The sequence below is a fragment of the Cupriavidus sp. 96C5-1 genome (assembly GCF_057798855.1).
In genome coordinates this window covers 19369-32137 of the sequence record NZ_JBYOJU010000011.1, presented here as the reverse complement: position 1 = coordinate 32137, position 12769 = coordinate 19369, and the positions used below count along the sequence as shown (strand labels likewise).

The following is a 12769-nucleotide window of genomic DNA, read 5'->3' as shown; positions in this document are numbered from 1 at the left end:
GTTCCGGGCGCCGAAAACCTTGCTCCAGGCGGGTCTCCAGGCAGGTATTTGCTTATGACAAGAATGTTCTTTGCGTCGGCAGGGCGGAAAGGTAGCCTTGCCACTTTTGAAGATTTCGCCACATGCTGTTGTTTTCCTCACTCGCCGGCACCGGCGCTTCCCGCGCGCCGCGCCTGCTGGCCAGGCTGGCTTTCGTTGCCGCCGCCGCCCTCACCTTTGCCGCGCCCCAGGCCGCCCGGGCCGATAGCCCGGTACTGGACAAGATCCGCAATACCGGCACCATCGTGCTGGGCTACCGCGAATCGGCCCTGCCCTTTTCCTTCGCCAATGACAAGGGAGAACCAGCGGGCTACGCCGTGGACCTGTGCCTGCGCGCCGCCGAAGCCGCGCGCGCGAAACTGGGCCTGAAGACCATCAAGGTGCGCTGGATGCCGCTCACGCCGCAGAACCGCATTCCCGCCGTGGTCAACGGCCTGGTGGACCTCGACTGCGCGCCGAACACGAATTCGCTGGAGCGCCAAAAGCAGGTTGCATTCAGCGTCTCGCATTACATCTCCACCGTTCGCATGCTGGTGCGCGCGGACTCCGGCATCCACACCTTCGAGGACCTGCGCGGCAAGAACGTGGTCACCAGCGCGGGTTCCACCGGCGACCGCCATGTGCGCCGCCTGAAGGCCCAGTACGGCTTTCACGATATCTACGCCAAGGATCATGGCGAATCCTTCCTGCTGCTGGAGTCCGGCCGCGCCCAGGCATTCGTGATGGACGACGTGCTGCTGGCCGGACTGCGCGCCCGCGCCAAGGACCCCTCGCAGTTCGTGATCGTGGGACCGGCGCTGTCGGTCGAGCAGAATGCGCTGATGATGTCGAAGGCCGATCCTGAATGGAAGCAACTGGTCGACCAGACCCTGGCCTCGGTATTCGCCGGCCCGCAGGTCGCCGCGCTGCAGAAACACTGGTTCCAGCAGCCGATCGGCGCGCGCAGCATCAACCTTGCGCTGGCACCCAGCGCGGAGGTACGCGAAGCCTGGAAGCACCCTTCGGACGTGGCCGCCGAGTAAATTCCAGCCCCCTGCCGACGCAGCAATGCGTTGCAAGCCCCCGCCGGTCTCGGGACTGCCGGGGGTTTTTTCTTTGCGCCACACCTCGCCGGTCCCGCCCTGTGTGCCCTATGCGCCTGGACGCGGATCGACGCCAGTCAAAAAATGCTTCATGAGACACACTCAACCCATCTCGTCAAGCAAGTCTGAGTGACAAACGCAATAGCGGCTTTCCATAAGCCGTCACAAACCGCGCTCCCGGCAATACAAAGCGTGTTGACATGCAGGCGAAATGTTGGCGACACTGGGACCTAGCGGACCACCCGGTACATCGGCCAAGTTTCGGCAAAGCGGCGTTCCGGGCAGTTTCCGCGTACTCGAACCGCCGCAAGGCGGCATTTTCCAGGAGAAATCATGAACAAGTTCGTCGCGACAGCCATCGCGCTGTGCATTGGCGCCGTTTCCGTGGCTGCCCAGGCGCAATCCACCGGGAAGCAGCAATTCGACCCGTATAGCCAGGGCGCCAAGTCGGGCGAGAAGTTCGACCCGTACACCCAGGGTGCCAAGTCCGGCGACAAGTTCGACCCGTACACCCAGGGCGCGAACAAGAGCACGCGCGCGGATCTGGCCGACGCCTCGGCGCCGGCAGCCAAGAAGTCGCACAAGAAGGCCAAGAAGAGCAAGAAGGCTGCATCGGCCGCAGCCGCGAACTGATCGGCCGGGCGCGCCAGGTTCCGGCGCCAGACAGCAGAAAGCCCGCCATTGGCGGGCTTTCTGCTGTCAAAAGCCGGCTGACACGGCTGACTCGCAAGGCCGCGGCATGCCTCAGGGCGCCGTGGTATCGAGCTCCAGCCCGGTCACATCCACGCGCTGCACCTTGTCCTGCTGGCGGATCTCGGTGCGCAGCACGAACGCCTCGGCCGGGCAGTACCAGTCGGTAACATGCATCACGGTGGGCTCGACCTGCACCACCTCCTCCCCCACCATCAGCGGCCCGAGCGATGTCCGCTTGTCGTAAGTGATCGGCATGCACTCCTTGCGCCCGAGCATGGTATCGATCATCTGGCGTTTGCCCACGTGGCGCGAGCTGACGATGATCGAGGCATAGAGCGCACGCATGCTTCCCACCACCTCGTCCTTGCCAAGCGGATAGATCTGCAGCGAAACACTGGACTCGAAGGCCTCCCCGTCGAGCGTGCTGCCCTCGCGGATATCCATCCCGGCATAGCTGAACACGCCTTGTCCCCGGAACGCCGCTTCGCCATACATGCGCGCATAGCGCCCCTGCGCGTTGATGACCGCATGCTCGCTCTCGATGCTGGCCCTGGCGGTGGTACTGCGGCGCTCGATACTGACCATGTGGACCTGGTCCATGATGACCGGCGGCCCCATCAGCGCCGACAATGCCGATTTCGAGCGCACCTCGAGCTGGGCCCGGCATCCGGTCTCGGCCTTGGTCGTGCGGCGCAGGGTCATGGTGATCGACATCGGCATGTCCCCGTCGCCCTCCATCTGTACCCGCGAGCCTGAACGGAACCACGGTGCATCGCAAAGAACAGCGCCCGGCCGTGCCGACGCGGCATCCGCGGTGTCGGCGTCGGAGCCCGCCACGGCCTGTGCCAGCGCACCATGGCCGGTCGCGATCAACACAGCGCCCGCGACCGATATGGCACCGACGAATTGCGCCTTTGTCCTCACATGATTCCTGTCTAGAATGATTTTATGCCTGCGCTTGCCCCAATGAAGCGCCGCGGCAGCGCCGTGCGCAGGGCCGGCCGCGTGCCATTGTCCAGGCTGGCTAGAAATTAGCGCGTTTTAGCCCGCTTGTCTCGCGGTCTTTGCTGGTCTTCGTCGCTACCGGCGGGCTGCCGGCCCCGTTCAAGGGAGTTCGTATGCTCCAGTATTACGCCAAGCTCTGGTGGGTCGTGGCATTGCGCGGCGTCTTCGCCATCATGTTTGGGATTTGCGCCTTTTTCGCGCCCATTGCCACGCTGGCGGCGCTGGTGCTGGTATTCGGCACGTTTGCGGCCGCCGACGGCATTGCCGCGCTGCTGATGGCGATCTCGGGCCGCCAGCGGGAAACCGGCGATCGCGGCATCCTCGCGCTGCAGGGCCTGCTTGGCCTCGGCGTGGGCCTGCTGACCTGGTTCAGCCCGGTGGTCACGGCCTTTTCGCTGCTCTTGTATATCGCCGCCTGGACGCTGGCTACGGGCGTGCTGCAGATCGTAGCGGCGATCCGCTTGCGCAAGGATATTCCCAATGAATGGTGGCTGGTGCTGGCAGGCCTGGTCAGCATCGCATTCGCGTTCCTGCTGCTGTGGCAGCCGCTGGCTGGCGCCCTGGCGCTGCTATGGCTGATCGGGACCTGGGCCCTGGTATGCGGCATTTTGCTGGTTGGCGTGGCGCTGCGGCTGCGCAGCGCCAGAAATACGCCTATTACATCACTTTAGAGCAAAGCATCACTGCGCCATGCCGGGCCGTCTTCATGCCGGCCCCCTGTGGCTGACGGGCGGCCCCGGCTGTCGTGCTAACATTGCGCGCCGCGCCACATGGCAATCGAGGTTGCGTGTGCGCGGAAAGACAGATAAGTGGCCGGCCAATGCCATCGCTTTCACTTTGCGTCTACTGTTATGTCTGCCAAAGCAGTGGCTGCTGCGTTGTGGTGTTTTCCCTGAATCCAGGCATCCCGCAAGGCGCCCGGCGATTGGCCCGGCGTACTGCATCACCCGGGGGCTCGTTGGCCCGCGGGCAGGAAACAGGGCAAGCCAGCTGGTCCGAGTGCGCCGGGTGCGCAGCTTGCGACAGGCCGCGGATGCCATCCGCGATGGCGGCAAGCGCAGCGCCGGCAGGTCCGACCATCGCCCGTCACGTGCGCAAGCCTGACGGTTACCCGATCAGTTTCCAGGAGATGTATGCGTAGTTCGATGACCTCGCGAGATACCTCGCCGAACACCGCGCAAGGTGTTTCGCAATCCGCCGGCCTGCCTGTAGTCGCGATTGCGCTGGTCAGCCTGTTTATCCTCCTGGTCTGGTTCGGTACGCTCGAAGCACGGCATCTGCTGCGTTCGGACGAAGGCCGTTATGCCGAGATCGCCCGCGAAATGTTCGCCACCGGCGACTGGGTGACGATCCGCTACAACGGGCTGAAATATTTCGAGAAGCCGCCGTTCCATATGTGGGTGACCGCGCTTTCCTACACCCTGTTTGGCGTGGGCGACTGGCAGGCCCGGCTGTGCGTGGCGCTGTCCGGCATGATCGGCCTGCTGGCCTCGATGCTGGCGGCAAAGCGCTGGTATGGCATCCGCGCCAGCCTGCTGACCGGCCTGGTGCTGGTGGCGGCGCCGATGTGGAGCGTTGCCTCGCACTTCAACTCGCTCGACATGACCCTGTCGGGGGCCATGGCCTGCGTGCTGGCGTTCATGCTGCTGGCACAGCACCCGTCCGCCACCCCGGCATCCCGCCGCAACTGGATGTGGGCCTGCTGGGTGGCAATGGGCGTCGCGATCCTGACCAAGGGCCTGGTGGGCATCGCCCTGCCCGGACTGGTACTGGTGATCTACACCCTGGTCTCGCGCGATTTCGGCCTGTGGCGCCGCCTGCACCTGGTCACCGGCATCGTGCTGATGCTGATCGTCACGGTGCCCTGGTTCTGGCTGGTGTCGGAGCGCAATCCCGAATTCCTCAACTTCTTCTTTATCCACGAGCACTGGCAGCGCTATACCTCGACGGTCCACTCGCGCAAGGGCCCGCTCTGGTACTTCGTGCCGCTGCTGGTGGCGGGCTTCATCCCCTGGCTGGGCCTGATGCCACGCATGTGGCAGGTGATGCGCGGCGGTGCCGCCGCAGCACGCGCGGCCACCGTCAAGCCCTTCCAGCCGGCGCTGCTGGCGGGAATCTGGGCCATTGCCATCTTCGTATTCTTCAGCCTGTCCGGCTCCAAGCTGCCTGGCTATATCGTGCCGATCTTCCCGGCGCTGGCCATCCTGGCGGCGGTTGCACTCGAAAAGATCGACGAGCGCGCCTGGAAGCGCCAGCTCAACGGCATGCTGGTGGTGGCGGCGATCGGCCTGCTGGCGAGCCCCGTGGTGGCCACGCTGAACTCCGACAATACGCCCAACGACCTGTACCGCCTGTTCGCGGTCTGGGTGGGCACGGCCTTCGTGCTGATGCTCGGCGGCATCTTCCTCGCGCGCAAGCTGCTGGCCAGCAAAGGCGTGATGGTCAGCATCACGGCCTATTCGCTCGCCATGTTCACCAGCTTCACCGTGGCGCTGCTGGGCCATGAGGTGATGGGCCGGCCGACCTCGGGGGTCGACATGGCGCCGGCCATCAAGGCGGTTCTCACGGACGACATGCCGATCTACGGCGTGCGCATGCTGGACCACACCCTGCCGTACTACCTGCGCCGCACCACCATCATGGTGGAATGGCCGGACGAGCTGGAATTCGGCACCAAGCAGGAGCCGCAGAAATGGATCCCCACGCTGGATGCCTTTATTGCAAAATGGCAGGATGGCCAGCACGCGGTAGGTATCATGTCGGCCGCCACCTACAAGCTGCTTGAAGAGCGCAAGGTGCCGATGTACAAGATCGGACAGGACAAGCGCCGCGTGGCGGTGACCAATTTCCCGCTTCCCGGCCAGGCGCCGGCAGCACCCCAGCAAGAACCGAACCGCGCGCCATGACGCTTTCCACCTTCGCCTTTATTTTTACGGGCGTGCTGCTCAATGCGTGCGCCCAGTTGCTGCTCAAGGCGGGCACCAACGCCGTCGGCGCCATCACCATCGACCGCGCGACGCTGTTCACCACCGCCCTGCGCGTGCTCACGCAATGGCCGGTGCTGGCCGGGCTGACCCTGTACGTGGTCAGCGTCGGCGTGTGGATCGTCGGGTTGTCGCGGGTCGATGTCTCGATCGCCTACCCGATGCTGTCGCTGGGCTACGTGGTCAATGCGCTGGCAGCCTGGTGGCTGTTCGGCGAAATGATCGGCCCGATGCGCGTGGCCGGCATGCTGCTGATCCTCGCCGGCGTGTTCCTTGTTGCCCGTTCCTGATCAACGTCACACCCGTACCAAGAGCCTGACCGCCATGACCGCTTCCGCCGCGCAAGCCTTCCTGCCCTTCGTCAAGCCGAATATCGACGCCGATGCCATCGCCGAGGTCGGCAAGGTGCTGGCCTCGGGCTGGATCACCTCCGGCCCCAGGATGCACGCCTTCGAGGCCGCCCTGTCCGAGCTGTTCGGCGGACGCCCGGTGCGCACCTTCGCCAATGGCTCGGCCACCATGGAAATCGCGCTGCGCGTGGCCAATATCGGCCCCGGCGATGAGGTCATCACCACCCCGATCACCTGGGTGGCCACCGCCAATGTGGTCGTCACCGTGGGCGCCAGGCCGGTCTTCGTGGACATCGACCCGCGTACGCGCAATATCGACCTCGATGCGGTGGAGGCCGCCATCACGCCGCGTACCCGCGCCATCATGCCGGTCTACCTGTCGGGCCTGCCGGTGGACATGGACCGGCTCTACGCCATTGCCCGCAAGCATGATCTGCGCGTGATCGAAGACGCCGCCCAGGCCATCGACTCGCGCTGGCGCGGCCAGCGCATCGGCGCCTTCGGCGACCTGGTCAGCTTCAGCTTCCAGGCCAACAAGAACATCACCAGCGTCGAAGGCGGCTGCCTGGTGATGAACTCGCCAGAAGAGGCCGAGCGCGCCGAACGCCTGCGCCTGCAAGGCGTGATCCGCACTGGCATGGACGGCATGGACGTGGAAGAGCCCGGCGGCAAATTCAACCTGACCGATGTCAACGCCGCCATCGGCCTGTCGCAGCTCGCGCACCTGGATGCCATCACGGCACGCCGCGCCGAGCTGGCGGAGAACTATTTCCGCTGTGCCGCCGACAGCGGCCTGGCCGAACTCGGCATCGAGCTGCCGCTGCCGCGCGACGGCGAACTCGCCACCACCAACTGGCATATGTTCCAGGTGGTGCTGCCGGCCGAGCGCATCGAAGGCGGGCGCAACGCCGTGATGGAAGCCATGCGCGAGCAAGGCATCGGCACCGGCGTGCACTACCCCGCCCTGCACCTGTTTTCCTATTACCGCTCCCTGGGCTGGCGCGAAGGCATGCTGCCGCATGCCGAACGCATTGGCCGGGGCATCGTCACGCTGCCGATGTTCCCTGCCATGCAAGCCGCCGATGTGGAGCGGGTATGCGCAACTCTCAGCGAAACATGCAAACGCCTCTTCAAATGAGCCCTGTCGAAGTCTCGGTCGTCATTCCCGTCTACAACGAGGAAGACGGTCTCCAAGCCCTGTTCGACCGGCTTTACCCGGCCATGGACGGACTCGGCTGCAGCTACGAGGTCATCTTCGTCAACGACGGCAGCCGCGACCGTTCGCCGCAGATCCTGGCCAGCCAGTACCACAAGCGCCCGGACGTCACGCGCGTGGTGCTGTTCAACGGCAACTTTGGCCAGCACATGGCCATCCTGGCCGGCTTCGAGCAGACCCGCGGCAAGATCGTGGTCACCCTGGACGCCGACCTGCAGAACCCGCCGGAAGAAATCCCGCGGCTGGTGGCGACCATGCGCGAGGGCCATGACTACGTCGGCACCATCCGCCGCGAGCGCAACGATACCGCTTTCCGGCGCATTGCCTCGCGCGCCATGAACCGGCTGCGCGAACGCATCACACGCATCAAGATGACCGACCAGGGCTGCATGCTGCGCGCCTACGACCGCAATGTCGTCGACACCATCAACGCCTGCCGCGAGGTCAACACCTTCATCCCCGCGCTGGCTTACACCTTCTCCGCCAACCCGGTGGAGATCGTGGTGGAACACGAAGAGCGCCATGCCGGCGAATCCAAGTACTCGCTGTTCCAGCTGATCCGGCTGAACTTCGACCTGGTCACCGGCTTTTCGATCGTCCCGCTGCAATGGTTCTCGGCCATCGGCACCCTGCTCTCGCTGGCCTCCGCCGGCCTGGTGGTAGTGCTGCTGGCACGCCGCTTCCTGTTCGGCGCGGAAGTGCAGGGTGTGTTCACCCTGCTCGCCTTCAACTTCTTCCTGGTGGGCATCATGCTGTTCGGCATCGGCCTGCTCGGCGAATACATCGGCCGCATCTACCAGGAAGTGCGCAACCGTCCGCGCTATCGCATCCAGGCCGTGCTCGAAGGCACGCCGGAACAGCAAAAGACCACGGAGTCCTCGTGCGCGCGGTAGTCTTCGCCTATCACAACGTGGGCGACCGCTGCCTGCGCACGCTGCTCGCGCGTGGCGTGGAGGTGGCGCTGGTCATCACGCATCGCGACCGTCCGGACGAAAACATCTGGTTCCGCCGCGTCGCCGATACCGCCGCCGAGCTCGGACTGCCCGTCATGTACGGCGAGGACCCGGCCGACCCGGCGCTGGCCGCCGCGGTGGCCGCCGCGCGTCCGGACGCGATCTTCTCCTTCTACTACCGCGCGATGATTCCCGCGGCAGTGCTGGGCCTGGCCCCGCAGGGCGCCTTCAATATGCACGGCTCGCTGCTGCCCAAGTACCGCGGCCGCGTGCCGGTGAACTGGGCGGTACTGCACGGCGAAAGCGAAACCGGCGCCACCCTGCACGCCATGGAAGCCAAGCCGGATGCCGGCTATATCGTCGACCAGACCCCGGTGCCCATCCTGCCGGACGACACCGCCGGCGAGGTGTTCGAGAAAGTCACCGTGGCCGCCGAGCAAACGTTATGGCGCGCCCTGCCCGCCATGATGGCCGGCCAGATCGCGCAACTGCCCAACCGGCTGGCCGAAGGCAGCTACTTCTCCGGGCGCAAGCCCGAGGATGGCCGCATCGACTGGCAACAGCCCGCCGCGCAGGTCTATAACCTGATCCGCGCGGTGGCGCCGCCCTACCCCGGCGCCTTCACCGAGGTCGGCGGACGCCGCTTTGTGGTGGCCCGGGCGCGCCGCCCGCATGCCGGCATGCCGGCAGCCCTGTCCCAACCCGCCAGCGCCGCCCTTCCGGGCCTGCACGTGATCGACGGGCAGATCGTCGGCGTATGCGGCGATGGCGGCGTGATCCTTGTACGCGAACTGCTGGACGACAGCGCGGCCGCCGCGCCCGTCCCGGCAGGCGCGCTTTCCGTATTTCTTACCGCATTGTCCAAAGAGGAAAACCGATGAAAAAGGTCCTGATTCTTGGCGTCAACGGCTTCATCGGCCACCACCTGACGCGCCGCATTCTCGAAACCACGCCGTGGGAAGTCTACGGCATGGACATGTCCAGCGATCGCCTCGGCGACCTGGTCGACCACCCGCGCATGCACTTCTTCGAAGGTGACATCACCATCAACAAGGAGTGGATCGAGTACAACATCCGCAAATGCGACGTGGTGCTGCCGCTGGTGGCCATCGCCACCCCCGCCACCTACGTGCGCCAGCCGCTGCGCGTGTTCGAACTGGATTTCGAGGCCAACCTGCCGATCGTGCGCGCCGCCGTGAAGTACGGCAAGCACCTGGTGTTCCCGTCCACCTCCGAGGTGTACGGCATGTGCCACGACGAGGAATTCGACCCGGAAACCTCCGAGCTGATCTGCGGCCCGATCAACAAGCCGCGCTGGATCTACGCCTGCTCCAAGCAGTTGATGGACCGCGTGATCCACGCCTACGGCATGGAGCAGGGCCTGAACTACACGCTGTTCCGTCCCTTCAACTGGATCGGCGCCGGCCTGGATTCGATCTTCGAATCGAAGGAAGGCTCGTCGCGCGTGGTGACCCAGTTCCTGGGCCATATCGTGCGCGGCGAACCGATCAAGCTGGTCGACGGCGGCGCGCAGAAGCGTGCCTTTGCCGACGTCACCGACGGCATCAGCGCCCTGATGCGCATCATCGAGAACCCGAACGGCGTCGCCTCCGGCAAGATCTACAACATCGGCAACCCGCGCAACATCCACTCCGTGCGTGAACTGGCCGAGATGATGCTGAAGATGGCGGGCGACTACCCCGAGTACGCCGAAGAAGCCAAGAAGACCCAGATCGTGGAAACCTCTTCCGGCGACTTCTACGGCAAGGGCTACCAGGACGTGCAGAACCGCGTGCCCAAGATCGACAACACCGTGGAAGAGCTGGGCTGGAAGCCCGAGGTCAGCATGGAAGACGCGCTGCGCGCCATCTTCGAGGCTTACCGCGGCAAGGTGATCGAGGCGCGCACCCTGGTCGATTCGGCCAACTGAGCGCACGCAGCCGATGGCCCGTATCGCCCTCAAGGTAGACGTCGACACGCTGCGCGGCACCCGCGAAGGCGTGCCGGCGCTGCTCTCCATGCTGGCCCGCGTGCGGGCCGAGGCCACTTTTCTCTTCAGCCTCGGCCCCGACCACACCGGCTGGGCGCTGCGGCGCGTGTTCCGGCCCGGCTTCCTGAAGAAGGTCTCGCGCACCTCGGTGGTGTCGAACTATGGACTGCGCACGCTGATGTACGGCGTGCTGCTGCCCGGTCCCGACATCGGCCGCAAGGGCGCCGCCGAGATGCGCGCGGCGCGCGCGGCCGGCCACGAATGCGGCATCCATACCTGGGACCATGTCTACTGGCAGGACAACGTGCGCGAGCGCGATGCCGCCTGGACCCGGCGCCAGATGCAGAGCGCGTTCGACCGCTATGTCGAGATCTTCGGCGAAGCCCCGCCCACCCATGGCGCGGCCGGCTGGCAGATGAACGACGAGGCCTTCCGCCAGATCGACGACTGGGGCATGGCCTATGCGTCCGACGGCCGCGGCACCGGCCCGTACCTGCCCACCGTCGGCGGCGTGGCATGCCGCCACGTGCAGATGCCGACCACGCTGCCGACGCTGGACGAACTGATCGGCGTCGACAACCTGACCGAAGACAACGTCCACCAGGCCGTGCTGCGCCTGAGCGAAGACGGACGCGATCACGTTTTCACCCTGCACACCGAACTCGAGGGCGGCAAGCTGGCGCCGGTGTTCAACCGCCTGCTGGATGGCTGGCGCGCGCAGGGGCATGAACTGGTGTCGATGGCAACGCTCTACCGCCATCTCGATCACAGCGCCCTGCCGCAGCTGCCGGTGACATGGGGCGCGATCGAGGGAAGAAGCGGCGAGCTGATCCTGCAGCCGTAAGCCGCTGGCCGGGGCGGGCTTGCCGCCCCCCGCATCAGGAAACCATCAGGAACCATCGACAATCGTCAACGGCCGGCAAGCAGCCGTTGACGATGCGTTCATGCGCGCGCCGCTTGCGTGCGCGTGTGCCTCAGCCGCGCTTCGACCTGCTCTTGCCAGGCAGGCGAGCCATAGCCCCCGGCCAGATCGCCGCCGATGCCGGCCAAGCCCGGCGATGCAGGGTCCAGGCCAAGTGCCTGCACGAACGCCCCATCGGCAACAATGTACTGCCGGCCATAGGGAAACAGGTACCGGCCGCTGCACTCGCGCAGGGACTCCCGCGCGTCTTCATAGCTGGCGAACCAGAGGTTCAACAAGGCCCAGCAGGTTTTGTCATACCAGAACCTGCCCATATCGCTCCCCCGGCCCGCCTCGCCTGCGAGCACCTTGCGCGCGTGGTCCCATTGATCGAAGCCCGCTTCCACCGACACCACATTCAGGCAAAGCCCGAGCGTCCAGGTTTGCGGAACAGCCCAGCGCTGCCGTTTCGCCACGCCGCGGGCACGGTCCAGCGCGGCCGTATCCTGCCGGTCCAGGCCCTTGCACAGCAGCCGGGCCCGGATCTTGATCTCGTCGACCGGGCAGGTCACGGCATGTCCCCGAAATGCAGGGTGGGATGCCCTTCCACCACCACGCCATGGTGCCGCCCATCGATCGCGGCCAGCGTTTCCTGGTGCGTCAGCCAGTAGAACGGCGCATCGTCCAGCCCATCGAGTACGCGCCGCGCGAAATCCCTGGCGGGTTCGGCATGCCGCATGGCCTCGATCATGTAGGCCGTGAACGCATCCGTTGGCATCGGTGTGCCCGCGGGCCGGGCGTTATCGAGGATCTGGCTTTGCACCATGCCAGGACACAAGGCATGCAGCTTCACGCCCGACTCACGCGTTTCGTAGAACAGGCTTTCCAGCAGGCTCAGCAATGCCGCCTTCGAGGCGCGGTACAAGGCCGCCCCGGGATACGCTAGCAAGGCCGCCGCCGACACCGTGACCGCTGCCGTGCCGCGCGCCAGCTTCAATTGCGGCCACCAGCTTTGCAGGGTATTGAGGGCGCCCATCGTATTCACGTCCCAGGCGCGCTGCCAGTCCTGCCGGCCAGCGCCAAAGACCGATCCCGGCGCGCCCATGCCGGCGTTGGCGAAAAGATAGTCGAGCCGCCGGCCGGCGTAGATGTCGCTCAGCCGCTGCATGGAAGCGGTGTCGCTGACGTCGAGCCGGACCGCGGTGATATTGGGAATGCCCTCGAACGGCATCGCGTCCTTGTCGATGGCAATGACATCGACAGCGCGCGCAATGAGTTCGTGGGTGAGTGCCAGACCAATGCCGGAGGCGGCACCAGTCACGACGGCAAGAGACTTGGTCATGTGATTCTTCCTGTTCGCTTATCGGCTGCCCGCTGAGCCATTGCGAATGGGTCGATCACATCCACTATGGAGATGATGCTTGTGTATAAGGGTGAGAGCCTCTTTTGCGGGAGGGCGTCCCTCAACGCCCCGTGTCTGGCGCGCATTCTATGCCACTTGCACGCCCCTCGCAAGAGGGGCCGTCGCAGGATTGCATCGATGGCGAAGGCTCCGG

At 65.4% G+C, this 12769-nt stretch carries 13 protein-coding genes; 10 read left to right on the top strand and 3 right to left on the bottom strand.

Translation table 11 applies throughout. The features are described 5' to 3' along the window. The first annotated feature begins 122 nt into the window (after nucleotides 1-122). Both AC3FOF_RS14600 and AC3FOF_RS14595 read left to right on the top strand, forming a co-directional pair. Nucleotides 123-1061, top strand: a complete 939-nt coding sequence (locus AC3FOF_RS14600) for an amino acid ABC transporter substrate-binding protein (RefSeq protein ID WP_017227568.1) — start codon at nucleotides 123-125, stop codon at nucleotides 1059-1061. 393 nt (nucleotides 1062-1454) lie between these two features. Further along, a complete protein-coding gene (locus AC3FOF_RS14595; RefSeq protein WP_017227569.1) occupies nucleotides 1455-1754 on the top strand; it encodes a hypothetical protein in 300 nt (99 codons plus the stop codon). Nucleotides 1755-1865: 111 nt separating this feature from the next. Here the strand turns inward: AC3FOF_RS14595 and AC3FOF_RS14590 are convergent, their stop codons facing one another. Further along, nucleotides 1866-2690 carry a hypothetical protein gene (locus AC3FOF_RS14590; RefSeq protein ID WP_488726993.1) on the bottom strand — a complete coding sequence of 275 codons (825 nt, stop codon included), beginning with the start codon at nucleotides 2688-2690 and terminating at the stop codon, nucleotides 1866-1868. 242 nt (nucleotides 2691-2932) lie between these two features. Here AC3FOF_RS14590 and AC3FOF_RS14585 point away from each other — a divergent pair, with 242 nt between their 5' ends. From AC3FOF_RS14585 to AC3FOF_RS14550, 8 genes are all read left to right on the top strand, one after another. Further along, nucleotides 2933-3490: an HdeD family acid-resistance protein gene (locus tag AC3FOF_RS14585; RefSeq protein ID WP_276267725.1), complete on the top strand. Its 558-nt coding sequence runs from the start codon at nucleotides 2933-2935 to the stop codon at nucleotides 3488-3490. A 462-nt stretch (nucleotides 3491-3952) separates the two neighbouring features. Next, nucleotides 3953-5725, top strand: coding sequence for an ArnT family glycosyltransferase (locus tag AC3FOF_RS14580; RefSeq protein WP_276267724.1), 1773 nt, complete (start codon nucleotides 3953-3955; stop codon nucleotides 5723-5725). Next, nucleotides 5722-6093: a DMT family transporter gene (locus tag AC3FOF_RS14575; protein WP_017227573.1), complete on the top strand. Its 372-nt coding sequence runs from the start codon at nucleotides 5722-5724 to the stop codon at nucleotides 6091-6093. Before AC3FOF_RS14580 ends, AC3FOF_RS14575 begins: the two co-directional genes overlap by 4 nt. Nucleotides 6094-6127: 34 nt before the next feature. Next, nucleotides 6128-7291: a DegT/DnrJ/EryC1/StrS family aminotransferase gene (locus AC3FOF_RS14570; protein WP_017227574.1), complete on the top strand. Its 1164-nt coding sequence runs from the start codon at nucleotides 6128-6130 to the stop codon at nucleotides 7289-7291. Continuing rightward, nucleotides 7270-8262: a glycosyltransferase gene (locus AC3FOF_RS14565; RefSeq protein ID WP_035812576.1), complete on the top strand. Its 993-nt coding sequence runs from the start codon at nucleotides 7270-7272 to the stop codon at nucleotides 8260-8262. The genes AC3FOF_RS14570 and AC3FOF_RS14565 overlap by 22 nt, the downstream gene beginning before the upstream one ends. Beyond that, nucleotides 8250-9203: a formyltransferase gene (locus AC3FOF_RS14560; protein ID WP_276267723.1), complete on the top strand. Its 954-nt coding sequence runs from the start codon at nucleotides 8250-8252 to the stop codon at nucleotides 9201-9203. The genes AC3FOF_RS14565 and AC3FOF_RS14560 overlap by 13 nt, the downstream gene beginning before the upstream one ends. Continuing rightward, nucleotides 9200-10252, top strand: coding sequence for a bifunctional UDP-4-keto-pentose/UDP-xylose synthase (locus tag AC3FOF_RS14555; RefSeq protein WP_017227576.1), 1053 nt, complete (start codon nucleotides 9200-9202; stop codon nucleotides 10250-10252). Before AC3FOF_RS14560 ends, AC3FOF_RS14555 begins: the two co-directional genes overlap by 4 nt. A gap of 13 nt (nucleotides 10253-10265) precedes the next feature. Beyond that, entirely contained in the window at nucleotides 10266-11156 is an 891-nt protein-coding gene (locus AC3FOF_RS14550) for a polysaccharide deacetylase family protein (RefSeq protein ID WP_017227577.1), read from the top strand. 98 nt (nucleotides 11157-11254) lie between these two features. Here the strand turns inward: AC3FOF_RS14550 and AC3FOF_RS14545 are convergent, their stop codons facing one another. Both AC3FOF_RS14545 and AC3FOF_RS14540 read right to left on the bottom strand, forming a co-directional pair. Continuing rightward, the gene (locus AC3FOF_RS14545; protein ID WP_017227578.1) at nucleotides 11255-11785 is read right to left on the bottom strand and encodes a hypothetical protein; all 531 of its coding nucleotides are present in this window, start codon (nucleotides 11783-11785) and stop codon (nucleotides 11255-11257) included. Beyond that, nucleotides 11782-12555: an SDR family NAD(P)-dependent oxidoreductase gene (locus AC3FOF_RS14540; protein ID WP_017227579.1), complete on the bottom strand. Its 774-nt coding sequence runs from the start codon at nucleotides 12553-12555 to the stop codon at nucleotides 11782-11784. Before AC3FOF_RS14540 ends, AC3FOF_RS14545 begins: the two co-directional genes overlap by 4 nt. Nucleotides 12556-12769 lie beyond the last annotated feature (214 nt).

Excerpts from the sequence above, each read along its gene's own strand:
- AC3FOF_RS14565 (WP_035812576.1), top strand. The coding sequence starts at position 7,270 with ATGCAAACGCCTCTTCAAATGAGCCCTGTCGAAGTCTCGGTCGTCATT.
- AC3FOF_RS14585 (WP_276267725.1), top strand. The coding sequence starts at position 2,933 with ATGCTCCAGTATTACGCCAAGCTCTGGTGGGTCGTGGCATTGCGCGGC.
- AC3FOF_RS14575 (WP_017227573.1), top strand. The coding sequence starts at position 5,722 with ATGACGCTTTCCACCTTCGCCTTTATTTTTACGGGCGTGCTGCTCAAT.
- AC3FOF_RS14570 (WP_017227574.1), top strand. The coding sequence starts at position 6,128 with ATGACCGCTTCCGCCGCGCAAGCCTTCCTGCCCTTCGTCAAGCCGAAT.
- AC3FOF_RS14595 (WP_017227569.1), top strand. The coding sequence starts at position 1,455 with ATGAACAAGTTCGTCGCGACAGCCATCGCGCTGTGCATTGGCGCCGTT.
- AC3FOF_RS14555 (WP_017227576.1), top strand. The coding sequence starts at position 9,200 with ATGAAAAAGGTCCTGATTCTTGGCGTCAACGGCTTCATCGGCCACCAC.
- AC3FOF_RS14540 (WP_017227579.1), bottom strand. The coding sequence starts at position 12,555 with ATGACCAAGTCTCTTGCCGTCGTGACTGGTGCCGCCTCCGGCATTGGT.
- AC3FOF_RS14600 (WP_017227568.1), top strand. The coding sequence starts at position 123 with ATGCTGTTGTTTTCCTCACTCGCCGGCACCGGCGCTTCCCGCGCGCCG.
- AC3FOF_RS14550 (WP_017227577.1), top strand. The coding sequence starts at position 10,266 with ATGGCCCGTATCGCCCTCAAGGTAGACGTCGACACGCTGCGCGGCACC.
- AC3FOF_RS14580 (WP_276267724.1), top strand. The coding sequence starts at position 3,953 with ATGCGTAGTTCGATGACCTCGCGAGATACCTCGCCGAACACCGCGCAA.